The 22,718-nt window shown below is 64.0% G+C and carries 23 protein-coding genes; 6 read left to right on the forward strand and 17 right to left on the reverse strand.

Annotated elements, in window-relative coordinates:
* Nucleotides 1-92: 92 nt before the first annotated feature.
* The 3 genes from DEM27_RS13965 to DEM27_RS13975 all read left to right on the forward strand — a co-directional run bounded on the left by DEM27_RS13965 (nt 93) and on the right by DEM27_RS13975 (nt 3,393).
* Nucleotides 93-1,193: a D-TA family PLP-dependent enzyme gene (locus tag DEM27_RS13965; RefSeq protein ID WP_420028824.1), complete on the forward strand. Its 1,101-nt coding sequence runs from the start codon at nt 93-95 to the stop codon at nt 1,191-1,193.
* Nucleotides 1,194-1,285: 92 nt separating this feature from the next.
* A complete protein-coding gene (locus DEM27_RS13970) occupies nt 1,286-1,783 on the forward strand; it encodes a hypothetical protein (RefSeq protein WP_109458852.1) in 498 nt (165 codons plus the stop codon).
* A gap of 119 nt (nt 1,784-1,902) precedes the next feature.
* Nucleotides 1,903-3,393 carry a DHA2 family efflux MFS transporter permease subunit gene (locus DEM27_RS13975; RefSeq protein WP_109458853.1) on the forward strand — a complete coding sequence of 497 codons (1,491 nt, stop codon included), beginning with the start codon at nt 1,903-1,905 and terminating at the stop codon, nt 3,391-3,393.
* A 62-nt stretch (nt 3,394-3,455) separates the two neighbouring features.
* Here the strand turns inward: DEM27_RS13975 and msrA are convergent, their stop codons facing one another.
* Complete coding sequence (gene msrA / locus DEM27_RS13980) at nt 3,456-3,980, reverse strand: peptide-methionine (S)-S-oxide reductase MsrA (RefSeq protein ID WP_109458854.1); 525 nt, start codon at nt 3,978-3,980, stop codon at nt 3,456-3,458.
* A 156-nt stretch (nt 3,981-4,136) separates the two neighbouring features.
* On the opposite strand from msrA, the gene DEM27_RS13985 reads away from it, so the two are divergent.
* Entirely contained in the window at nt 4,137-4,346 is a 210-nt protein-coding gene (locus tag DEM27_RS13985; protein WP_109458855.1) for a hypothetical protein, read from the forward strand.
* A 129-nt stretch (nt 4,347-4,475) separates the two neighbouring features.
* Here DEM27_RS13985 and DEM27_RS13990 read toward each other — a convergent pair whose 3' ends face one another.
* The 9 genes from DEM27_RS13990 to DEM27_RS14030 form a co-directional block, all read right to left on the reverse strand.
* A complete protein-coding gene (locus DEM27_RS13990) occupies nt 4,476-5,324 on the reverse strand; it encodes an MBL fold metallo-hydrolase (protein WP_109458856.1) in 849 nt (282 codons plus the stop codon).
* Nucleotides 5,325-5,529: 205 nt separating this feature from the next.
* The gene (locus DEM27_RS13995) at nt 5,530-6,141 is read right to left on the reverse strand and encodes a transglutaminase-like cysteine peptidase (protein ID WP_109458857.1); all 612 of its coding nucleotides are present in this window, start codon (nt 6,139-6,141) and stop codon (nt 5,530-5,532) included.
* Between the two features lie 162 nt (nt 6,142-6,303).
* Nucleotides 6,304-8,283 (reverse strand): FUSC family protein, encoded by a 1,980-nt coding sequence (locus tag DEM27_RS14000; protein ID WP_165823426.1) that lies wholly within the window; start codon nt 8,281-8,283, stop codon nt 6,304-6,306.
* On the reverse strand, nt 8,280-8,735 hold the full coding sequence (locus DEM27_RS14005; RefSeq protein WP_109458972.1) for a MarR family winged helix-turn-helix transcriptional regulator: 456 nt from the start codon (nt 8,733-8,735) through the stop codon (nt 8,280-8,282). Before DEM27_RS14005 ends, DEM27_RS14000 begins: the two co-directional genes overlap by 4 nt.
* Before the next feature lie 159 nt (nt 8,736-8,894).
* Nucleotides 8,895-9,830 (reverse strand): sugar-binding protein, encoded by a 936-nt coding sequence (locus DEM27_RS14010; protein ID WP_420028825.1) that lies wholly within the window; start codon nt 9,828-9,830, stop codon nt 8,895-8,897.
* 87 nt (nt 9,831-9,917) lie between these two features.
* Entirely contained in the window at nt 9,918-10,961 is a 1,044-nt protein-coding gene (locus tag DEM27_RS14015) for an ABC transporter permease (protein ID WP_420028819.1), read from the reverse strand.
* Nucleotides 10,958-11,698, reverse strand: a complete 741-nt coding sequence (locus DEM27_RS14020; RefSeq protein WP_420028820.1) for an ATP-binding cassette domain-containing protein — start codon at nt 11,696-11,698, stop codon at nt 10,958-10,960. Before DEM27_RS14020 ends, DEM27_RS14015 begins: the two co-directional genes overlap by 4 nt.
* Nucleotides 11,699-12,170: 472 nt before the next feature.
* Nucleotides 12,171-12,386 carry a hypothetical protein gene (locus tag DEM27_RS14025; RefSeq protein ID WP_109458861.1) on the reverse strand — a complete coding sequence of 72 codons (216 nt, stop codon included), beginning with the start codon at nt 12,384-12,386 and terminating at the stop codon, nt 12,171-12,173.
* Between the two features lie 314 nt (nt 12,387-12,700).
* Nucleotides 12,701-13,639, reverse strand: a complete 939-nt coding sequence (locus tag DEM27_RS14030; RefSeq protein WP_245445829.1) for a DUF1403 family protein — start codon at nt 13,637-13,639, stop codon at nt 12,701-12,703.
* A 167-nt stretch (nt 13,640-13,806) separates the two neighbouring features.
* Between DEM27_RS14030 and DEM27_RS14035 the strand changes: the two genes are divergently transcribed.
* Nucleotides 13,807-14,694 (forward strand): aldose 1-epimerase, encoded by an 888-nt coding sequence (locus DEM27_RS14035; RefSeq protein WP_109458863.1) that lies wholly within the window; start codon nt 13,807-13,809, stop codon nt 14,692-14,694.
* Between the two features lie 201 nt (nt 14,695-14,895).
* Here the strand turns inward: DEM27_RS14035 and DEM27_RS14040 are convergent, their stop codons facing one another.
* From DEM27_RS14040 to DEM27_RS14060, 5 genes are all read right to left on the reverse strand, one after another.
* On the reverse strand, nt 14,896-15,639 hold the full coding sequence (locus DEM27_RS14040) for an ABC transporter permease (protein WP_109458864.1): 744 nt from the start codon (nt 15,637-15,639) through the stop codon (nt 14,896-14,898).
* Nucleotides 15,636-16,574 (reverse strand): ABC transporter ATP-binding protein, encoded by a 939-nt coding sequence (locus tag DEM27_RS14045; protein WP_109458865.1) that lies wholly within the window; start codon nt 16,572-16,574, stop codon nt 15,636-15,638. Before DEM27_RS14045 ends, DEM27_RS14040 begins: the two co-directional genes overlap by 4 nt.
* Complete coding sequence (locus DEM27_RS14050; protein ID WP_109458866.1) at nt 16,571-17,737, reverse strand: ABC transporter permease; 1,167 nt, start codon at nt 17,735-17,737, stop codon at nt 16,571-16,573. The genes DEM27_RS14045 and DEM27_RS14050 overlap by 4 nt, the downstream gene beginning before the upstream one ends.
* Nucleotides 17,738-17,795: 58 nt before the next feature.
* Nucleotides 17,796-18,707, reverse strand: coding sequence for a glycine betaine ABC transporter substrate-binding protein OsmF (gene osmF, locus DEM27_RS14055; RefSeq protein WP_109458867.1), 912 nt, complete (start codon nt 18,705-18,707; stop codon nt 17,796-17,798).
* A 142-nt stretch (nt 18,708-18,849) separates the two neighbouring features.
* Complete coding sequence (locus tag DEM27_RS14060; protein WP_109458868.1) at nt 18,850-19,581, reverse strand: GntR family transcriptional regulator; 732 nt, start codon at nt 19,579-19,581, stop codon at nt 18,850-18,852.
* 171 nt (nt 19,582-19,752) lie between these two features.
* Here DEM27_RS14060 and DEM27_RS14065 point away from each other — a divergent pair, with 171 nt between their 5' ends.
* Nucleotides 19,753-20,190, forward strand: a complete 438-nt coding sequence (locus DEM27_RS14065) for a PfkB family carbohydrate kinase (RefSeq protein ID WP_109458869.1) — start codon at nt 19,753-19,755, stop codon at nt 20,188-20,190.
* Nucleotides 20,191-20,294: 104 nt separating this feature from the next.
* Here the strand turns inward: DEM27_RS14065 and DEM27_RS14070 are convergent, their stop codons facing one another.
* Both DEM27_RS14070 and DEM27_RS14075 read right to left on the reverse strand, forming a co-directional pair.
* A complete protein-coding gene (locus DEM27_RS14070) occupies nt 20,295-21,266 on the reverse strand; it encodes an amino acid ABC transporter permease (protein ID WP_109458870.1) in 972 nt (323 codons plus the stop codon).
* A 168-nt stretch (nt 21,267-21,434) separates the two neighbouring features.
* Complete coding sequence (locus tag DEM27_RS14075; RefSeq protein ID WP_109458871.1) at nt 21,435-22,715, reverse strand: NAD(P)/FAD-dependent oxidoreductase; 1,281 nt, start codon at nt 22,713-22,715, stop codon at nt 21,435-21,437.
* Nucleotides 22,716-22,718: the final 3 nt, after the last annotated feature.

The raw sequence follows: 22,718 nt of genomic DNA on the forward strand, positions 1-22,718 counted from the left end.
GTCGATTGACAGCCGGACGGCGCTCGGCAAATCCTCCCGCAACCATGCGGGATTCTCCCGCCCGTCCAAACCCCGCCGGAGCATAGATCATGCTGCACGCCCGTCCATATGAAATGCTTCCCGAGGTCGGCGACCGGATCGCCGATATTCCGACGCCACGGCCGATCATCGACGAGGACGTGATGGCGGCGAACATCGCCCGCGTGCAGGCCTATATGGACGGACACGGCCTCGCCTTCCGCCCGCACATCAAGACGCACAAGCTGCCCTCGATTGCGAAAGCGCAGGTGGCGGCCGGTGCGCGCGGCATCAATTGCCAGAAGGTCACAGAAGCGGAAGTCTTTGCCGATGCCGGCTTCGACGACATCCTGATCACCTACAACATCCACGGCGCCAGGAAGCTCGACCGGCTGGCCGCGCTGAACGATCGCCTCGCCAGCCTGAAGGTGGTCGCCGACAGCCGGGAAACGGTGGAAGGCCTCTCCCGCCGTTTTGCCGGCGAGAAGCCGCTCGTCGTGCTCGTCGAATGCGACACCGGCGCCGGGCGTTGCGGCGTGCAGACGCCGGCAGACGTTCTCGAACTCGCCCGTCTCATCGCCGGGCTGCCCGGCTTGATCTTCGGCGGACTGGCCAACTATCCGAAGCCGGGTGCGGCTTCCGCCGTGCAAGCTTTTCTCACCGAGAGCATCGCGCTGCTGCAGCAGGCCGGCATCGCCTGCCCCATCGTCAGCAATGCCGGCACGCCCAGCCTGTTCGACGCCCATCTGGTTCCCGCGGCGACGGAGCATCGCGCCGGCACCTATGTCTTCAACGACCGCGGCATGCTGAAGGCCGGTCATTGCACCGAAGCGGACTGCGCCATGCATGTGCTGGCGACGGTGGTTGCCCGCCCCGCCCCTGGCCGCGCGGTGATCGATGCCGGCGCCAAGACGCTGACGCCGGATCTTTTCGGGTTCCAGGATTTCGGCCTCGTCGTCGGCCATCCGCAGGCGGTGATCAAGGGGCTGTCGGAGGAGCACGGCGTTCTCGACATCTCCGCCTGCAACGATACCTTCCCCGGCATCGGCGAGATGGTCCGCATCATTCCGAACCATACCTGCGTGGTCACCAACATGTTCGATACGATGGTGTTTCATCGCAACGGTGTCGTTACGCGCGTCGAGGATATCGCCGCGCGCGGGCTGGTCTGGTGATATCGGCTGCCATGCCGGCAGCGAAAGGCCCTTTCCCTGCCGCCGTTCATTCCTAAATAGAGGCTCAGGGAAATATCGGCGGAATTCATGGCATGGCGGAGCATCACCACTACGACGACGGAAACGGCCTGGCACGGCGAGGCCTGCCATCCCGCCTGAAATCGGCGTGGAGGCGCATCGCATCGGCGGTGACGCGGCCCGATGACGTCGTGTCCCCCAACGATCGCCTCGCCCACTATACCTTCTGGCACTACAAGGGCGTCGTCTACGAGGTGGACCGGCATCGGACCTTGCGACGCGGCGTGCCGACCATGGATTTTTCGCTGCACCGGCAGGAAGGCGATATCCATGTCGAGATCGCCGGTTACGACTTTCCCATCGCCGACGGGCACGAGGTGACGATCGTCTGTGCCCGCGGCCTCGACGTGTCGGTCGGCCATACGATCTGCTATATCAACCGCAACATGCGCATTTCCACGACGATGGTCAGTTATCTGCAGCGCGTCGCGCGGGAGGCGGGCAGCGGACGAAAGCGACTCGAATACGAATTGCAACGCTACATGAAAACGCTGGAGCCACGGAAGGGCTGACGTCCGGCCGCCGCTCCGAACAGGTTTTCCTGAATAAATTGCCACAACTGTCGGAATGCGCACTGCCAGTTCGTCTTGTCGATGAGCTGCATGATGTCCAACGCGAACCGGGTACCGTGATGACCGTAGAGCAATCCACCTCGACCGACGCCTTGCCAAGAGATGCGATGCCGAACGAGGCATCGGCCGCCGATCACCGCGCCCGCAACCGGCTGGTTCTCGGCCTGCTGCTGGTCTCCGCCTTCGTGGTGATCCTCAATGAAACCATCATGGGCGTGGCGCTGCCGCATCTCATGAGCGATCTCGGCATCAGCGCCAATGCTGCCCAATGGCTGACCACGGCGTTCATGCTGACCATGGCGGTCGTCATCCCGGTGACCGGCTATCTGCTGCAGCGCCTGAACACGCGGCCGGTGTTCATTCTCGCCATGAGCCTGTTCTGCGCCGGAACGCTGCTCTCGGCACTGGCGCCCGGATTTGCCGTGCTCGTCGTCGGCCGCATCGTCCAGGCATCCGGTACGGCGATCATGATGCCGCTGCTGATGACCACGGTGATGAACCTCGTGCCGCCTGAATCGCGCGGCAAGACCATGGGCAACATCTCGATCGTCATTTCCGTGGCGCCCGCCATCGGCCCGACGCTGTCCGGCCTCATCCTTTCGATGCTCGACTGGCGCTGGCTTTTCCTCGCCGTGCTGCCGGTCGCCGTTGCCGCATTGGCGCTCGGCGCCGCGAAGATCGAGAACGTGACGGTGCCGACGAAGGCGCCGATCGACGTGCTCTCCGTCATCCTTTCGGCCATCGGGTTCGGCGGTTTCGTCTACTGGCTGAGCGGCCTGGGGGAGATGGTGCTGCATCCGCCGCCGGTCTCGCCGTGGATTCCGCTCGGCGTCGGCATGGTCGTGGTGGCGCTCTTCGTTCTGCGGCAGTTGCAGCTGCAAAAGCAGGACCGTGCGCTTCTCGACCTGCGCACGCTGGCGACAGGCGCCTTCACCATCGCCACGCTGTTGATGTCGATCCTGATGCTGGCGATGTTCGGAACCTTCATCCTGCTGCCGATCTACATGCAGAACGTCCTCGGTCTTTCGACGCTGCAGACCGGCCTGCTGCTGCTGCCGGGCGGCCTGATCATGGGGCTCTGCGCGCCTTCCGTCGGCGGGCTTTACGACCGGGTAGGGCCAAGGCCGCTGGTCATTCCCGGCGCGCTGCTGTTTGCCGTCGTCATGTGGATGCTGGCCTTGCTGCTACAGGCGGATACGCCGGTCTGGCTGCTGCTGGCCGCCCATATCCTCTTCAGCATCGCGCTTGCCCTGATGTTCACGCCGCTCTTCACCGTCAGCCTCGGCTCGTTGCCGCCGAACCTCTATTCGCACGGCAGCGCCATGGTCGGCACGACGCAGCAGGTGGCGGGAGCGGCCGGCACGGCGCTGTTCGTGGCGATCATGACCATGCAGGCGGGGGCGGCTGGCGCGGACGGTGCGGCGGCGCTGACCGCCGGTATCCGCGCCGCCTTCTTCTGCGGCGCCCTCATCGCGATCGTCGGCGTCGTCACGGCCCTGTTCATTCGCCGCTCGGCCTCCGGCGCCGAGCCGCATGGCGGGGCGCACTGAATTGCCCGACTGAACGAGACAAGGCCCGGGCCTGATGCATCGGCCATGGTGATGACCGGGGATTATTCCGCGGCGGCGGCAGCGGCCCGTTTCGGCAGCTTCCAGTTCGGGCGCGGGAAATGGCAGGTATAGCCGTTCGGATAGCGCTCCAGATAATCCTGGTGCTCCGGTTCCGCCTGCCAGAAATCACCGACCGGCTCGACTTCCGTCACCACCTTGCCCGGCCACAGGCCGGAGGCATCGACGTCGGCGATGGTCTCTTCGGCGATCCGCTTCTGGGTGTCGTCTTCATAATAGATCGCCGAGCGGTAGCTCGTGCCGACATCGTTGCCCTGGCGGTTCGGCGTCGTCGGGTCGTGGATCTGGAAAAACAGTTCCAGGATGTCGCGATAGCTGGTCTTTTCACGGTCGAAGATGACTTCGATCGCTTCGGCGTGGGTGCCGTGGTTGCGGTAGGTCGCGTTCGGCACATCGCCGCCGCTATAGCCGACCCGCGTCGAGACGACGCCCGGATATCGGCGGATCAGATCCTGCATGCCCCAAAAGCAGCCGCCGGCCAGGACTGCCCGTTCGGTCGATGTCGTCATAACGTCCTCCTTGGGTTTTCTCGTGCCGTTAAAATGGCGATCCGCGCGCCGATCTTCAACGGCCTTTTTGCACGACTTTCGAAACGCTGCGCGGTTCACGCGCTACCGTCGTCATGGAGATAGCTGTATGATTGCCGCTCACGCAGGAGGCATGTCATGTCGGAAGAAGAGTTCCAGCAGCGTTTCGTCGCGCATATGCTGGCGCAGGCGGGGATCGTCCATTTCGAGGACGGCACGCCGGTCCGCTATTATGCCGAGGAAATGGCGCAGATCTACTGGCAGGACCCGGATTTCGAAACCATGTCGCCTGAAGACTGCGCCGAAGACGACATGGCGGGTTGGGAGACGGCCGAGGAGGCCGAATGACGGCTGCGGTCCTGCCGCTGGGAAGCAGCCGCAGGCCACGGCGGTCGTGCGGACCGCCGCAATCTTTCGTCTCTATCTTTTTTATGCAATTCCGGACGCAAAAGCGCTCCGCGCTTTGCTGGAATTGCTTTATACCGGCCGCCATTGCGGCACCGGCACGGTCTGCACGATCGGGCCGGGAACGCTCATGCCGAGCCTGGCCACCACATGGCCGTTCTCGATCATCGCCGGCGGCGTGTGGATCGGCAGCAGGTAGCGGTAGGTGTTGAGCAGTTTCTTGATCGCGCCCTTTTCCGCCCGCTTGGAGCCGGCATGGTTGCCGGTGACGCGCGGTTCCATGTCGTTGACCCGCCAGCGGTCGGAAACGATCTGGTCGTTGAAATCGTAGATGACGTCGCCGCAGATGCAGGCGAGGCCATCCGCCGTTTCGACGATGACATTGGCCGAGCCTTCCGTATGGGCATTGGCCGGTTCGCACCAGACGCCGGGAATGATCTCTTCGGCGCCGGTGATCTCCAGGTCGAGGAACCGCATGGCGTCGCGGGTATGGATGCGCTCGATCAGGTGCTGGATATCCGGTTTCGGATATTGCGGATGCATCAGCCCGGAGACGGAGCATTCCATTTCGCGCCGGTTGACCACCACCGTGGTGTTCATCGGAAAGATGTCGTCCTTGCCGGCATGGTCGATATGCAGGTGGGTGTGCACGACGTAACGCACGTCACCCGGTTTGACCCCGTGTCTGGCAAGCTGGTTCTGGATCAGGTTGTCATGAAACTGCAGCCCGCGCATGCCGAGGCTTTCCATGATCGCATTGTCGCGATAGCCGGTATCGACGACGATCGGGTATTTGCCGCCGAGGATCAGGAAGCCGTAGACCGGCACCCGGCGAATGCGGCCGCATTCCAGCCCGAGCACCAGGAAACTGGTTTCCAGTTCGATATCGCCATAATCGAGCAAGTGAATCTGCAGCGCCATCCTCGTCCCTCCTCCTTTTCCGTCGTCCGATGCCCGGCAATGGGCACGGAGCGGCAACCAGGCCCTCCCGGCCCGGCGCACCACGACCGATTTACGCGGAAGAATTTTCCCGGTGGCAAGACGAGGTCCGGCCGCCGATGACGAAAATCATACTGTTTGCTATATCAGCGCTGCCGCCGGACATGTGGACGGCACCGGCAAAGGCTCACTTGGCGACGGCTGCCGAAGCGACGACCGGGGTTTCTCCAAGGCTGAGCCACAGTGCCGGATCGGCCGACGCCTGCCGCTTGACGAATTTGTACGGCGTCTGCGTCCAGAGTTTGACGCTGTTGTCGAGATTGTCGAGGATGAAATCGCCGGTATCGAGATGGACGGTCAGAACGGCATGGCCTTCGCCATTGGCCTTCTTGACGGTGGTCAGCAGCAGCGCGCCGGCCGGCAAGCCTTTTTCGATCAGCTTGCGGCGCTTGAGCAGGGCAAAATCCTCGCAGTCGCCGGCGGTGGTCGGATAGGTCCAGAATTCCTGCTTGCCGTAGAGGTCGATATCGAGGACCGGCTTGATCGCGGCGTTGACCTCGCGGTTGACCGCGTCGATCATGGCCAGGGAGGCTTGCGCCGAAACGGTCGTGGCGCCGGTCTCGCCCGGATGGCGCAGGCATTCGGCCGGATGCGACTTGCAGAAATTGTAGTGGCCGATGGGAACCGTGGTCACCGGTCCGGGCTGCATCCATCTTGCGGTTTCACTGGCGGCATTGGCGGAAACGGCGCCGGTCAGCAAGGTGGCAGCCAGAAGAACAGCGAGAATGGAATTCTGCATGAAGGCGTCCCGAACAGTGAAGTTTTCGGCGATTCCGTGGAGCCGCTTCGTTAACCGATGTTTAATCGATCGGCAGATCACAGCTATTCAAAATTCTTGCCCCCAATTTCTCACGCCGGGCTTGCCGGATCCTTGCGTGCCGAAAGTGCGGTCCATCGGTAATCAGATCAGCGACAGTCGGGTCAGGAAGACCGCCCGGCCCTTGCCGGCCCGGTCGAAGAATGCCCGGTTGCGCATCATCGCCTCGGCTGCGGCGCGGATGACTTCGCCCCTGCCCGCGCCGACCCGCTCCAGTCGGCTGGCGGCCCTGAGAAGTGCTGCGGGAACATGCTCCGGCCGTTCGGCGATCTTTTCGAGCCTGCGCAAGGCAATGCGGATACCGCGCCGTGCGCCTGCAGGCAGCGAGGCATCTTCGACCTCGGCATGCATGGAAATTGCCGCCAGCCCGAGCGCGTGGACTGCCAGGCCGCCTTCGGCTGGCGAAAACGTCCGCTCCCCTGACGTCTGCGCCAGCCGCACCAGCCGCAGCAGCCGGTGATAGAGCCGCGCCCGCCAGACCGGGCGGTGTTGCAGGGCATCCGGCGCGGCGGCGATGCTGCCGATTTCGCGCACCATCATGGCGATCAGCGTTTCGAGCCGTCGCCGGGCATCGGTCGGGAACACCAGCCTGTAGGCCAGCAAGGCGATCGCCGGGGCAACCACGACGGCGGCCGCGATGGACAGCGAGGTGGAAAAGGTGCCGGTGAGCGGATAGACCGGCTGCGACAGCAAGAGCAGAATCATCACGTAGTCCGTCCCGCCAAGCAGGGTGCGCCGGTGCGACAGCGGCAGGACCCCGCTGAGGATGAACGGCATGATCAGGAAGACCAGCCAGATTTCGGACGGGGCGAAGGGCCAGACCAGCCAGCGGCAGGCCAGCGCGGCACCGGCACCGGCCAACTGGCCGGCCAGCACGTTGCGCATCATGAAGGCCGGGTTTTCGAAGGTGGAAAACAGGGAAATCATCACCGAGGTGCCGAGCAGCACATAAGGCCCCGCATGCCAGTCCGTCACCACCCAGCCGAGGCCGACGAGCATCATGACGCCGAATGCCCTCAGCGCCGCCTGGCGCGCGCCGATCCAGTCGCGATGCAGCACAACGGCATGCAGCAGGCGGTCCCGTTCCTCGTGCAGTGCTGCGGCGTGCTCGGGATCGGCGCGGTCGTGGCCGCTCCAGTTCCGCAACGCCACCGCCTGCCGCTCCAGGATGTCGCTTAATCCAGGGTGGCCGTCGGCAAGCCGGGCTGCCTGTTCCAGCGCCACGGCCGCCGCCGCGATGTCGGCGTCTTCCAGCGCCTGGCCGGCGCGGTCGAACATGTCTGCGAGCGTATTGCCGGGCAGGCCGGAACGGGCCGTGCCCAGATGCACGACGGCGGAAACCTGGGCGGCGATCACGGCGCGCAGGGCGCGGGCGGATTGGCGCGAGGCCAGCGAGCCGGCACCATGCGGATCGATGCCTTCGTCGATCTCCGCCATCTCGGCCAGCAGGCTTGCCTGGACGTCGGCCGCCGGGGCCTGGCCGTCGCGGGCGAAATCGGCCATGGCGCGAAGCACGCGGGCAGTCAGCCGCCGCGTCCGGCCGGCGATTTCGGCTTCCGTTTCCTTCGGCAAAAAGATCATGGCCAGGACGACGCCGGTTGCGACGCCGACGAGAACCGTCAGGGCGCGATCGAGGCCCAGCGCCCAGAGATGCCCCGGATGCGCGGTTTCAAGCAGGGCCACCATGGCGGCGGAATAACCGGCGAGGATTGCGCCGTAAGAAACGAAGCCGCGCAGGACATTGCCGAGCCCGGCGCACAGGCCGACCCAGAGGGCGAGGCCAACCACCAGCAGCCAGCTATCCTGTCCCGAACCGACGATGAGGCCGATGCCGACGAGCACGCCGGCGACCGTGCCGAGCGCCCGGAAAAAACTCTTCTCCACCAGCATGTTGCGCACCGGCTGGGCGGCGGCGAACACGGTCATCGCCGACCATTGCGGATGTTCGAGGCCGATGGCCCAGGCGATCAGCAGAGCCAGGCAACCACCCAGGGCCGTGCGCAAGGCAAAGGGAAAGCGGGCAGGCAGGAAACCCCAGTGGGCGGATCGTTCGTTCCAACTCACAGCGCGCGCTCCGCCTGGTCGAGATGGGGTGCGATGCGGGCAAGCACATCCAGCACCAGGGCAAGCTCCTGATCCGAAATTCCGGCAAGGAACTCCGATTCCGTGCGATTGAGCTCGATGCGGATGTCCCGGACGGCGGTTCGCCCTTTCTCCGTCAGGTAGATCTTTTTTGCCCGGCGGTCTGTTTCGTCGGTACGGCGCTCGATCAGGTCCTTGCCGGCAAGGATGTCCAAGAGCCGTACCAGCGTCGAGCCGTCGATGCCGACCAGGGCGGCAAGCTCCTTCTGGGTGACGCCGTCGCCGTGGGCGGCAAGATGAACGAGCGGTGACCATGTGGCATCCGTCAGGCCGGAGACTTCCAGCCTTTTGTAGATGACGCGCCGCCACTGGCGGGCAAATAGCGAGAATTGCAGACCGAAGCGGTCGCGAAGGGGGAGATCTTTGAGCAGCATGAAATGATTTATCATCAAAATAGTTTTAATATCAAATCATTTGTATATGCATGTAGTGCAGGGCTGCCGTGTGTTGATCTCCAGCCTCTCGCTGCGCATTCGGATAAATAAGCGCAGCGACCCCTTGCGAGCATCGCTGCGCCTTTGCCGATGGTGGCTTTACTTCAGCAGGCTGTCGACGTTTTCGGTCGTGACGCGGTCGAGGCCGGTATAGATGATGTTGTCGACGGTCTCGCCCTTCTTGATCTTCAGGAGGGTCTGAATGGCGACTTCGCCCATTTCATACGGCCGCTGGCCGACGAGCACGTGGACGTAGCCATCCTTCAACAGCTGCAGTTCGACCGGCAGCGTGTCGGCGGCGACCAGCGCCAGCTTCTTGGAGTCGACATCGGCCTTCAGCGGCTCGACGAAATTTTTCCAGCCGTCCGGAGCAAACAGCGGCCAGCCGCCGACCGGCACGATGGCGCCGATATCCGGATTGGCCGTCTTCAGGTCGGACGCCTGCTGCACGGCAAGCGCGATGTCGTCGTTGGAGAAGGTCGGCGAACCCGAGACTTCCGTCCACTTCGAGCCGGCCAGCGCTTCGCGCACGCCATCGACGCGTTCGGCAAGGTTGGGGGCTGCGGCGCCGCCGGAGATCAGGCCGTAGGTGCCGCCTTCCGGCTTCAGCTTCAGCAGTTCTTCGCCGAGCGCCTTGCCGAAATCCTTGTTGTTGGTGCCGACATAGGCGGTGCGCTTGGAATCGGGCGCATCGGAATCGAAGGTGATGACGGCGATGCCGGCTGCTGCGGCCTTGTCGATGACCGTCGAAGCGGCGGCGATGTCGGAAACGGAAATCGCCAGACCGTCGACGCCCTGGGTGATCAGGTCGTCGATGATCTGTGCCTGGGTGGCCGGCTCATGCTCGACGGGGCCGAGATAGATGCATTCGACATTGCCGAGCTTGGCGGCCTCGGCGACGCAACCGTCCCGCGTCAGGTCGAAGAACGGGTTGTTCATCGCTTTCGGGACGACGGCGAACTTGTAGCTGTCCTGGGCCTGCACGCCGCTGTAGATCGCGACGGACGCCAGGGCGGCAAGCGCGAAGATTTTCAGAGATTTCATTTTTCTTCCTCCACTTTGCGCCTGGAAATAGAGCCAGGCTCCCTTTTTCGGCGGTTGTCCGCCTTTTCCCCGCGCCGTTTAGCCGTTGCGGAGAGATCTGAAGCGGTCGACGAGAACGGCGGCGACGATGATGCAGCCGACCAGGGTCTGCTGCCAGTAAGGGTCGACGCGTGCCAGCACGAGGCCGTTGCGGATCACCTCGATCAGCACGCAGCCGATGATCGCACCCGCAGCCCCGCCGATGCCGCCGGCAAGATTGGCACCGCCGATGACGGCGGCGGCGATGATGGTCAGTTCGTAACCGGTGGCGAGGTTGGCCGGCGCCGAGCCCAGCCAGCCGGAGATGATGATGCCGTTGATGCCGGCGCCAAGCGCACAGAGGACGTAGACCTGGATCTTGACCCGGTCGACGGGTACGCCGGTCAGCCGCCCGGCCGCCTCGTTGCCGCCGATGGCATAGACGTGCCGGCCCCAGGCCGTGTGGTTGAGCACGATCCACATGATCACGGCGATGAGGATGAGGTAGATGAAGCCGATCGGGATGCCGGCGACATGGCCGGAGGTGATGGCGAGGAACAGGTCCTTGTCCGGGCCTGTCGGGCTGGTGCCGCGTCCGTAGGTGGCGACGTAGGTGAGGCCGCGCACGATCGACAGCGTGCCGAGCGTGGTGACGAAGGGTGAGAGTTTCAGCTTGGCGATGGCGACGCCGTTGCCGAAGCCGATCAGGGCAGCGACGGCGAGGCCGGCGGCGATCGAGACGATCAGCGCGAAGCCGGGAAAGGGATGGAACGCCGCCTGGCTGAGGCCGGCCATGGTCAGCGAGGTCACCGTCGCTGTCAGCGCGATCGTCGAGCCGACCGAGAGGTCGATGCCGCCGGTGATGATCACCAGCGTGATGCCCAGCGTGGCGATGGCGATGAACGAGAAATTGCGGACGATGTTGCCGACATTGCCCGCCGTCAGGAAGTTCGGCGATGCGAAGCTCATGAAGACGATCAGGACGATCAGCGCGGCCAGCACATAGGCCGACTGGCTGGCGAGAAAGCCGCGCTGCCAGAAACGCGTGCGCCGGACATTCGAAAATCCCTGGGGCGGGGAAGCTTGGGTCGTATCGGTCATCATGCGGTCTCCAGCGCACCGGTGATCAGCGCGGTTACTTCTTCGGGAGAGGTGTCGGCGATGCGCTTGTCGGCGACCTTCCTACCGCGCCGCATGACGATCACCCGTTCGCAGACCGCAAAGACATCGGGCATGCGATGCGAGATCAGGATGACGGAAATGCCGGCATCCTTCAGACGATGGATCAGGTTCAGCACCTCGGCCACCTGCCGCACGGAAATCGCCGCCGTCGGCTCGTCCATGAGGATGAGCTTGGCGTCGGAAAGCCGGGTGCGGGCGATAGCGACCGCCTGGCGCTGCCCGCCGGACATCTGCCGCACATAGTCGTCGGCCCGCGTTTCGGATTTCAGTTCGGCAAACAGTTCCACCGCGCGCGCATTCATGGCGCGGTGCCTGAGGAAGCGGAACGGGCCGATGTTGAATTTCAGCTCGCGTCCGAGAAAGATATTGGCTGAGGCGGTGAGATTGTCGGCGAGCGCCAGGTCCTGGTAGACCGTTTCGATGCCCAGTTTGCGGGCCGATGCCGGCGACTGGATCTGCGTCGCCTCGCCACCGAACCGCAGCGTGCCCGCCGTCGGCTGGTAGATGCCGGACATGATCTTGACGAGCGTCGACTTGCCAGCGCCGTTGTCGCCCATGAGCCCGACGATCTCTCCCGGACCGACGGAAAAACTGACATCGCTGAGGGCGCGGATGGCGCCGAAATCTTTCGTGACGTCATGAAGTTCGAGTAATGCCAATATCTCCTCCCGATTTGGCGTTGAGGTACGTGCCCGGCGAGTCGCCTGTTTTATTTTTCGCCCGAAGCCGGCTGTTGCACTCCTTGCTTGCCCTGTGATGTTTGCCTTGTGATGAAACCTTACCGGCGCGAAGCGAAGACCGCCGCGCCGCCGATGAACGTCCCTGGGCGGCGCATCCTCAACGGTGAAGACGCCCGCACGAAATTATTCCCGAAATACAGGGCAACGCCCCTCCCGAGCGGGAAGGCAATTCCCCTGTTTTGACTTGTCTGCCTCCACAGCACATTCCGCTCGTCTCCCGGAACGGATGGCATTTAAGCGCAACTTATAAAATAATACAATATGACTTTAAAAATGGACGCAAGGGACGGATGATGATTTCCGTCCTGCCGGCAAAACGAATCCGCGGTCTGGCATGCCGGACCGCGGATTGGTTACGATATGGAATGGATTTGCTCTTGCGGCCGGTCGTTCAGGGGAGCCGGTTGACGCGGTAGGTTACCGGCGGCGGATTGGCCTCATGCATCTGCGCCAGCTTTTCCAGCCACTTGGCCAGTTCTTCGGGAACGTCCGCATTGCCCACTTCGAGCGCTTCGATCCACGAGAGGTCACATTGAAGCGCCGATGCGATGTTGATCGGCGTCCAGCGTATGTGACGCAAACATTCGTTGAATCGTTCGGGCGTCATGAAATGCAATCTCCTATTTTTTGACGCGACAACAACCGGGTGCGGGCTGTTGGCCAATGTGGGCCATAGCATTGCTACGCCGACTTCGTGACGAGCAGTCGACGAAGCGGTGAAGTTTTACCGCCGCCGATTGCCGTCGCGATGCAATGACTTTGTTAAACCATGGAACCGGTAGCTTATTTCAATGTCTTACGGCACAAAGATGGCGGTGTCCAAGAGGTTCGGTCGCGCCTCACGTCCCGGTTGCAATTTAACGGTATCGCAGCAAGCCGCCTCGATTGCCGCACACTATGCCGCCCGCGCCGGAAATGCCATCACAAACCGTAGATCCTAAAACCTGGGCGCCCGGAGAGTTCGCGCACGCCGCCGAGGCTTTCCAGCCGCTCGAAGAACCGGCGGCTCGCCCAGCGGGACAGGTTTGCCCCCGGCGCCGAAGCGAAGACCGCATCCTCGTCGAGAAGCTGCCGGATCACCACGCCCGCCCCCTTGGTCCGCACCTTCGGCGCGACGGCGAGCAGGGCGTCCGCCCGGCGTTCGATGTCGTTTGCCAGCCGCAGGGCATCGGCGACCGCCTGCACGAGCGCCCGGCACAGCGCCCGGCCAAATCCGTCTTCCCCCGGCCGCAACCGTCCCCGCCCCGTCGTCGTGCGGAAGGATGCGCCGAACCGTTCCGGCAGCAGCAGGCAGACCGGGCGCGACCAGCCGAGCTTTACCGCCAGCAGCCAGTCCGCCAGCCACCAGGCCAGCACTTCCGCCTCCGGATAGGCCGTCCACACGGCGGTGATCAGGTCGGCGGCGGCGAAGGGAGCGGCACGCTTGGAACGCGCGGCATCGGCGACCAGTCCGGCAATTATTTCGGCCTCGTCACCACAGGGGACCGAGAGGAGACCGGCGAGTTCCTGCACCAAAGCTGCGTCGATAACCGCCCTCCGGTCGCGGAGCTTTGCGTAGCCAAGGAAAATGCGTCCCGCCGGTCCCGGATCGCTTCCGGGCGTGCATAGGTGGATGGCGTCCCGCAGCGCGGCCTCGTCCTCGCGACGGCCGAGCAGCCGCACGGCGGAGAGTGCCGATTTCATCACCAGCCGCCCGCGCCAGCAGCCCGCCCAGACAGGCTCGGATTTGACCAGTGCGTCCAGAGAGTGAAGCGCCGCGCCGGCGGCAAACGCGGCATCCGCCTCTCCGGGCGCTTCCGTCCTGGCGGAAGCCCAGTCGGGCAATGTTCTGGCGCGCGGGCGCGGTTGCGGGGGTGGCAATTTCTGCGAATCCATGGGACGCAGTATAGGCATCGTGGCCGTCTTTGGCCAAGGGAGCCTGTTGTCCTGTCCGAACCGGAAACAATCGAGCCGAAGGCTGTGGAAATGGTTTCCCGAGCGGAAAAGCTTGTTTAACAAGGCGATCCGATCATGCGGGAGAAAAATCGATGGCGTTATCCCTCGGCAATGGTGCGGCACGCATCCTGATCCGGCCGGATCTCGGCGCCGGGCTTGCCGCCTTCGATATCCGCCGTGGCGATGACTGGCTGCCGATCTTCCGCCGGGTGGACGAGGCAACGACGCATCCCTTCGCGCTCTCCAATATTCTGCTGCTGCCGTTTTCCGGACGGGTATCGGGCGGCGGTTTCCGCTTCGGCGATCGGTTCCACCCGATGGAACCCAACATGCCGGGTGAAAAATACCCGCTGCACGGCAGCGCCTTTTCCGCCGTCTGGACGATCGTCGAGACGACCGGAGAAAGCGTGACGCTTGCGGTTTCCGCGGCAGGCCCGGGACCGTTCCTTTATGATGCGACGATGACCTACCGCCTCGACGGCACGACGCTGACGATGACGCTGGGCGCCACAAACCGTGCCGCGTTGCCGTTGCCTTATGGCGGCGGGTTCCACCCCTGGTTCGTCCGCGACGGCAATACGCTTCTGACGGCGCCGGCTGAAAAAGTCTGGTTCGAACGGGACGATCACCTGCCGGATGGTCTGGGGGACGTCAATATGCATCCGGAGATGGATTTTTCGTGGCCGCGAAAATTGCCGCAGGGATGGATCAACAACTGGTTTTCCGGCTGGCCGGGGAAGGCCCGGCTCGATTGGCCGGATCGCGGTCTTGCCGCCGACATCATCGGTGGCAGCGGTCTTGACCAATACGTCCTCTTTTCGCCTTCCGGCGATGCGGATTATCTTTGCTTCGAGCCGGTGTCCCATCCGGTGGATGCGTTCAACCTGGCGGAAGGCCCGGTGGCGCACGGCATGGTCGTCCTGCCGCCGGGCGCTACGCTGTCGTTGACCGCAAGCGTGCGCGGCATCCTGGCGGCCTGAAGAAAACGAAACGGGGAAAAGAAACCGGGCGTCCAGATGAAGAGGAAATGGACGCCCGGAGTGCACCAGAAAGGGGTACTGGCCCCTTGGTAAAGGCTCGCCGCGCCGCGATCCAACGAATTTGCTCAATCGCTGGTATGAATAAAATTTATTACAGGTGGTATCGGGAAGCCCGGCATCCGGATTTGGCGACCTTGTGGTTTAAATTCGTCCCATCCGGCGGGCCGCTGCCCGTTCGAGGGCGGAAAACGCGTCATAGATCAGCACGGCAAGCGCTGCGACCACCAGGCCGCCCTGCAGGACGAAGGCCAGGTTGTTGGATTGCAGGCCGGCGATGATGACTTCCCCGAGCGTCTTGGCCGCCACGGTGGAGCCGATCGTCGCCGTGGCGAGGCCGATGACGACGGACAGCCGGATGCCGGCCAGCATCACCGGCGATGCCAGCGGGATCTCGATGCGCACCAGCCGCTGGAAGCCGGTCATGCCGGCACCCCTTGCCGCTTCCATCACCGAAGGCGGCAGGGTGGTCAGCCCGGTCAGGGCATTTTCGAAGATCGGCAGCAATCCGTAGAGAAACAGCGCGATCAGCGTCGGTTTTTCGCCAAAACCCACCGCCGGCACGGCAAGCGCCAGGACGGCGACGGGCGGAAAGGTCTGGCCGATATTCACGAGGCTGCGGGAGAGCGGCAGGAATTCCGCTCCGATCGGCCGCGTCACCAGCACGGCGAGCGCGATGGCCACCACCGTGGCGCCGAGCGTGGCGATGGCCACCGTGCGCAGGTGCAGCAGCGTCAGCGTCAGCAGGTCGCCCTGATTGTAGATCGCCGGGGCGCCGTCCTGGACGAGCGGCTGCAGCAGACCGGAAAACCAGGCCGGCCGGAACAGGAAGGCGAGCAGCAGCGCCAGCAGGCCAAGACGCAGGAAAGGCGGCAGCCAGCGGCTCATTGCGGCCTCGCGGCGCGCTGGAGCAGGGCCTGCAGACTGACATGGCCGAGGATCGTGCCGTCTTCGCCGGCCACCGGCAGCGTTTCCCGGCCGGACCACATCAGCGCCGACAGCGCGTCACGCAGCGAATCGGTGGCGGACAGCGGTTCGCCCTCGGCAGCACCGGGTTCGACGACTTCGGCCGCTTTGGCGATGGACAGCAGCCGCAGCGGCCGGTCCGCCGCGCCGATCAGCGTCTCGACGAACGGCGTGGCCGGCCGCAGCACCAGCTCGGCCGGCGCGTCGTATTGCAGCAGCCGGCCCTTATCCATCACCGCCACCTTGTCGGCCAGGTGGAAGGCCTCGTCCATGTCATGGGTGACGAGAATGATGGTCGTGCCGAAATGTTTCTGGATCGCCAGCAGATCATCCTGCGCTTTCGCCCGGATGATCGGATCGAGCGCGCCAAAAGGTTCGTCCATCAGGAGCACGTTGGGTTCGGCGGCGAGCGCGCGGGCCACGCCGACACGCTGCTGCTGGCCGCCGGACAGTTCATGCGGGAAACGGTTGCCGAAGGCGGCGGGATCGAGCTGGAACAGGGTCAGCAGTTCGGCGACCTTGGCGTCGATCCGCGCCCGGTCCCAGCCGAGCAGTTCGGGCACCGTGGCGATGTTCTGCGCCACCGTGCGGTGCGGAAAAAGCCCGTGGCCCTGGATCGCATAACCGATGCGCCGGCGAAGCTGGTATCCGGGGATCGCCAGGATATCCTCGCCGTCGATGCGGATCGTTCCCTCCGAGGGTTCGACGAGCCGGTTGATCATCCGCAGCAGCGTCGTCTTGCCGGAGCCGGAGGTGCCGACGATGACCGTGATCGTTTGCGGCGCAATCGTCATCGTCACCGCGTCGACCACGGTGTTTGCGCCATAACGCTTCGTGACGGTGTTGATTTCGATCATGCTGTTGTCTTCCGGTTGGACGCTTTCGCGTTCATGTCGATGAGGGCATCGAGAACGATGGCGGCGACGAAGGCGAGAAGGACGGTCGGGGCGGCGCCGAGCAGCACGAGGTCCATTGCCGTCTGGCCGATGCCCTGGAACACGAAAACGCCAAAACCGCCGCCGCCGATCAGCGCGGCAATCGTCGCAAGCCCGATGTTCTGCACCAGCACGATGCGGACGCCGGTGAGGATGACCGGCAGCGCCAGCGGAAATTCGACACGCCACAGCCGCTGGCTGTCCGTCATGCCGAGGCCGCGGGCCGCCTCGTTGACGTCGCGGGGCACGCCGCCGAGACCGACCACGGTGTTGGCGACCACGGGCAGCAGCGAATAGAGAAACAGCGCCACGAAGGCCGGCGCCATGCCGATGCCCCGGATGCCGATGGCGGCCGCCCCCGGCACGTTGAGGGCGATCCAGCCGAGCGGCGCGATGAGAATGCCGAACAGGGCGATCGACGGGATGGTCTGGACGATGTTCAGGCTGTTGAGCACCGCGCCGCGCAGGGCGGGCGTGCGGTGGCAGAGGATTCCGAGCGGCAGTCCGGCGACGACGGCGGCAAGCAGCGAGCCGAGCGCCAGCATGACATGCCGCCCGGCCTCCAGCCAGAAGGTTTCGGCCCGGTTGGCATATTCCTTCAGCAGCGACAGCTCGTCCCAGCTTCCCGACAAGAGGACGAAGGCGATGACGAGAAGCGCTGCGGCCAGGAACAGGATGCGGGCCAGAGGTTTCGGCTTCAGCCGCGTGATCGCATCGGCAGCCAGCAGCGCGAAGGCGAAACACAAAAGCCAGAAACCCGATGCCGGCGAAACGCGCGCATAGCTGTTTTCCGGCGGTGTCAGGTGGAGCGCGGCAAGGCCGATGCCGAGCAGCAGCGCAACGAGGCAGACGGCAGCCACGGCAAGCCGGACGACGGCCGGCGAGCGGGCAAGCGCCACCAAGCTTGCGGCGATGACGGCGGCGAGCAGGAGAAGGCCGGCCCAGGCGGGCAGCGAGTCGAGCAGGGATTTCGCTTCGCCCGGCACGATGCGGTTGGCGCGAAACAGGCTGAAAGGGGCAAGCAGCACCCCGCACAGCGCAAGCGCGGCGATCACGACGCCCAGCTTATCAGGTCGAAATCTCACGCGGCGCCCCTGTCGAAAAGAACGAGGGCCGGCCCGTTCGCCGGCCCTCCCATGCGTCTTACTTCAGGAAGCCGTTTTTCTTCAAGAAGTCTTCGGCTACGGCCTTGGCGGGCTCGCCGCCCACCTGCACGCGACCGTTCAGTTCCTGCAGTGTCACGAGATCGAGCTTTTCGAACACCGGCTTCAGCAGGGTTTCGATTTCCGGATGCTCCTTCAGCACCGCTTCGCGAATGATCGGCGACGGCTGGTAGACCGGCTGCACGCCCTTGTCGTCCTCGAGCACGACGAGGCCGGACGGCGCGATGCCGCCATCGGTGCCGTAGACCATGGCGGCGTTGGCGCCGTTGGTCTGGTTGGCGGCAGCGGCAATGGTGGCGGCGGTGTCGCCGCCCGAAAGCGTGATCAGCTGATCGGGTTTCAGGGTGAAGCCGTAGGTGGTCTGGAAGGCCGGCAGGGCCGCGGCGGAGTTGACGAACTCCGACGATGCAGCGAGCACGACGGTGCCGCCGTTCGAGACATATTTGCCGAAATCGGTGAGCGACTTCACCTGATTGCCTTCGGCGACGTCCTTGCGCAGCGCGATGGCCCAGGTGTTGTTGGCCGGCGACGGCGTCAGCCAGACGATCTTGTTGGCGTCGTAATCGAGTTTCTTGGCTTCTTCATACGCCTTGGCGGCATCCTTCCAGACCGGGTCGTCCGACTTTTCGAAGAAGAAGGCGGCATTGCCGGTATATTCCGGATAGATGTCGATCTCGCCGGCGGCGATCGCCTTGCGGACGACCGGCGTGGCGCCGAGCTGCACCCGGTCGGTGGTCGGGATGTTGTTGGCATTGAGAACGGCGAGGATGATGTTGCCGAGCACGCCGCCTTCCGTATCGATCTTCGACGAGACCACGACCTGTGCCTGAGCGATGGTTGCGGTGAAGGCAAGGGCAAAGGCTGTTGCGATAAAATTCTTTGTGATGGACATGGAAGTTTCCTTGAAATGAACGTGCAATTTTGACCACGGATCATCGGCGCCGTCCGGGTACGCAGTGCCATATATGGCGGCGCTTCCGAAAAAACAGAGCGCCGAAGCCGCCCGCTGAGGGTTTGAATTTGCGGGAAGGATTTTACGTCCTGGCAAGGCTGAAGGTGAAATGGCTGCCGCGGTGATAATCGATGGCGTAGATCACCGGCATGCCGCTCGTATCAAAACAGGTTTCGGTGATCAGCAGTGCCGGGCCGAAATCCCTAAGGTCGTTTCGCCCCACGACGTCGTCCGGCAGCATCACTGCCGAGACGTTTGCCGCCGACATGCGCGGGCGGTGGCGATGTTGTTCGAGCAGCGAGAGCAGCGATCCGCCCCAGTCGATGTCGTAGAGGCGGGTGGGAATGATCCGCCTCGGAATGTAGTCGAGGCAGTACATGATCGGCTCCTGCTGCTCGAGCCGCAGCCGCTCCAGCCGGATGACACGTTCGCCGGCCTCCAGCTTCAGCTGCTCGGCAACCGATGCTTCCGGTGCTTCCTCGGAAATCGACAGTACCTTGTTGACCATCTGGTAGCCGCAATGCCGGCCCATGTCGGTGACACTCTCGAACACGGTGATCGGCCGATCGACCTGCACGGCAGACAGCGCCGACACGAAACGGCCGCGGCCATGCTCGACGTAGATGACCGCGTCCTGTTCGAGCAGTTTCAGCGCCTCGCGCAGCGCCGGGCGGGAAATCTTGAACCGCTGCGTCAGTTGCGCCTCGGTCGGCATCTTGTCGCCCGGCTGCAGGCCCTCGGTGCGGATCAGATCGGCAATGCGGTCGCGAAGCTGGATGACCAGGGTGCGCGTATCGCGAAAAGGCTCTTCCAAAAATTCCGACCTCGTGGGGTGCAAAACATCTCCTCCTTCCTGTCTGACAAATGACGCAAGGTCAAGGGCGGTCAGTTCCGCGCAAAAATCCCGGCCGGCCTTGCGTTTTGATCCATCCAGCGTGTTCCCGTGGCCTCGCTTCGTTGCAGCGCTTGACAGAAAAAATCGAAGATGTCAGTTGTCTTACAATATGGTGTTCCCATGGAAATGGAACTGGAGACATGTCGTGGCGTCGAGGGGCTGACCGTGGCCTTCGCTTCCGCTGAAGGCGGCGACGACGAGGCGGAACGTGTCATCCGGGACTTGCTGTCGGATGGTGCCCGGTTCGCGGTCGTGACGCGGGGCGCCCGAGGTGCCATGGCCGGCAGTGCTGAGGGACATTTGGCACGAAGCGGCATCAAGCCGGTCGACGTGGTTGATACGACCGGCGCCGGCGACAGTTTTATTGCCGGCTTTCTGTCGGGCTTTGTCGCCGGGCGTTCGCTTCAGGCCTGCCTCGAAACCGGAGCCGAGCGGGCGGCGCTGACCTGCACGCATGTCGGCGGCTTTCCGCAGAAGCTCTTGCCGCTCGTTCTTCCTGCCGAAGCACCAGCCACCCTGAGGCGATGATGATGCCGGCGCCGATGATCGTGTAGATCTTCACCGGTGCGGCAAACAGCACCCCGCGCAGGTTGGAGCGCGGTCCGATGCCCAGGGCGGATGAGGCAGGGATGTCAGCGGACATTGAAACGACCGAAACGCTCCTCGATGCGCGCCTGCAGGAACTCCAGGCCGATGGACAGGATCCAGTAGATCATCGAGGCCGTGATCAGCATCTCGATGTGGCGGAACTCCGTTTGCCCCTGGGTACGGGCGAGATACATGATCTCCCATACGCCGACAACCGAGACAAGAGACGAGTCTTTCAGCATTGCGATAAACTGGTTGCCGGTCGGCGGAATGATCACCCGCATGGCCTGCGGCAGGATGACCAGTGCCATCGTCTGGCTTGGGCTGAGGCCGAGGGCCGTGGCGCCCTCGCTCTGGCCGCGCGAAATGCTCTGGATGCCGGCGCGGAAGATTTCCGTCATGTAGGCGCCGTAGCAGAGCGACAGCGCCAGGATGCCGGCGGGCACGGCGCCGATGACGTAACCCACCTGCGGCAGGCCGAGATAGATGATGTAGATCTGCATCAACAGCGGCAGGCCGCGGAACAGCGATGTGTAGAAGGTGGCGAGGCCGTAGATGACGCCGTTCTTCGAGAGTTTTGCAATGGCGCCGACGAGCGCGATCACCGTGGCGATGACGATGGAGATCGCCGAGATGTAGAGTGTCGTCACCACGCCCTGGGTGATCAGGAAGCCGATCTTCTTGGCGATGAAGGCGAAAGACAGGTCGAAGGAATAGAAGAACAGCATCAGGAGCACGAACAGCTCCAGCCAGACGCCGATCACCTGCTGCCGGCGCGGCAGAAGCCTGAGCAGCTTCCAGTTGGCGGCAAGGATCAACGCAATGGCGATGGCGGCCAGCAGCCGGCCAAGGCTATCGTTGGCGGCCAGCCATTCGGAAAGCGGCGGAACGAGCCGCCCCAGCCAGACCGAACTGACGCCCATGGCGAAGAGAGCGAGGGCGACGAGGCCAAGCGCCAGCAGCACGCCGGTGCGCCGCGCCGCCTCCGGATAGTTCAGGATGAACCTGCCGATCATCTGCGTTCCCCTCCCCCTTGGAGCATTTCCGCTTTTCTCCGAAACGCGTAAGCGTTCCATTCCCTTGTTCTGGCGCAAAACCGCTGCGCAATCTTGCGCGACATGCTCCATCCTTTTGTTTTTCGCATTGTCCGCCGCTGAAGCACCTCTGCTTCGGCTGGAAATGCTTTAGGCGGCGCGTTCGCGCCACCAGTCCTGGGCCTGCAGTTTCCAATAGGTCAGCTGCGCCACGGCCAGCCCGGCGATGCCGCCGGCCCAGACGAGGCCGAAGGGTTCGAACAGTCTGTAGCGCTCGCTGGCACCGAGAATGCCCTCGGCAATCACCTTGCCGCCAATGGCCGTGGTGTTCAGTCCGTGGCCGCCGAAGGCGGTGCAATACCAGACGCCCGGCTGCAGCCGGCCGATCTGCGGCATCAGGTGGCGGGCATAGGACATCAGCCCCGACCAGGCGAGTTCGGTCTTCAGCTCTTTCAGCTGCGGATAGGTGCCGACCATTTCGCGGCGCAATTCTTTCGCCAGCGCCTCGGCGGAGGCGGCGCGCGTGGTGATCCGCCCGCCCCAGAGCAGGCGCCGGCCATCGTCGACGACGCGGTAATAATCGCCGGCCCGGCGGTCGTCGCCGATCGCATCGGTGGTGGCGACCGCCTGGCGGATGAGATCCGGCGCTTCCTCGCTGACCATCACATAGGTGGCGATCGGCAGGAAGGCGCGGTTGAGCTTGCCGACCAGTGCGCCGGTGTAGCCGCCGGTGGTGAAGACGACGTCGTGGGCGCGCACGGTGCCCTTGGCGGTGCGGACGATCTTTTCCGGCCCGGAAAAATCGGTACTTTCGGCGGCGGATTGTTCGTAGATGCGTCCGCCCAGGCGCTCGATTTCCGCCGCCAGCGCCCGCAAATAGTTCAGCGGGTGCATGTGGAAGGCGGTGGGATTGCGCAGGCCCTGATAATAACGTTGCGATTTCAGCACCGCGCGCACCCGGTCGCGGTCGTAGAATTCCAGCTCGTAGCCATAGGTGCGGGCAATCTCGTCGGCATAGGTCCTGAGACTGTCGCCGCCGTCGTAGCGCAGCACGCCGAGAATACCGCTCTGCGGCTTGGCACCGGTTATCGACAGGTCGCGGATCGTGTCGCGGATAAAGTCCACGCCCTCCATCGACAGCCGATGCAAGGCCTTGGCCGCTGCTTCACCGGCGTGGCGGGCGATCTCTTCGCTGCCGGTGGCATAACCGGCGCTGACGAAGCCGCCGTTGCGGCCGGAAGCGCCGAAGCCGACGCTTTCCGCCTCCAGCACGGTGACGGAGCGGCCGGCGCGGGCCAGCTGCAGCGCCGTTGTCAGACCAGCAAGGCCGCCGCCGACAATGACGGCATCACAATCGATGTTTTCCGCAAGGACAGGCCTGACCTTCGCCTCGCTCAGGGTGCGTTTGTAATAGGTATCGGGATAGGACATGGA

The sequence above is a fragment of the Rhizobium album genome, from assembly GCF_003122325.1.
GTDB classification, from domain to species: Bacteria; Pseudomonadota; Alphaproteobacteria; order Rhizobiales; family Rhizobiaceae; genus Metarhizobium; species Metarhizobium album.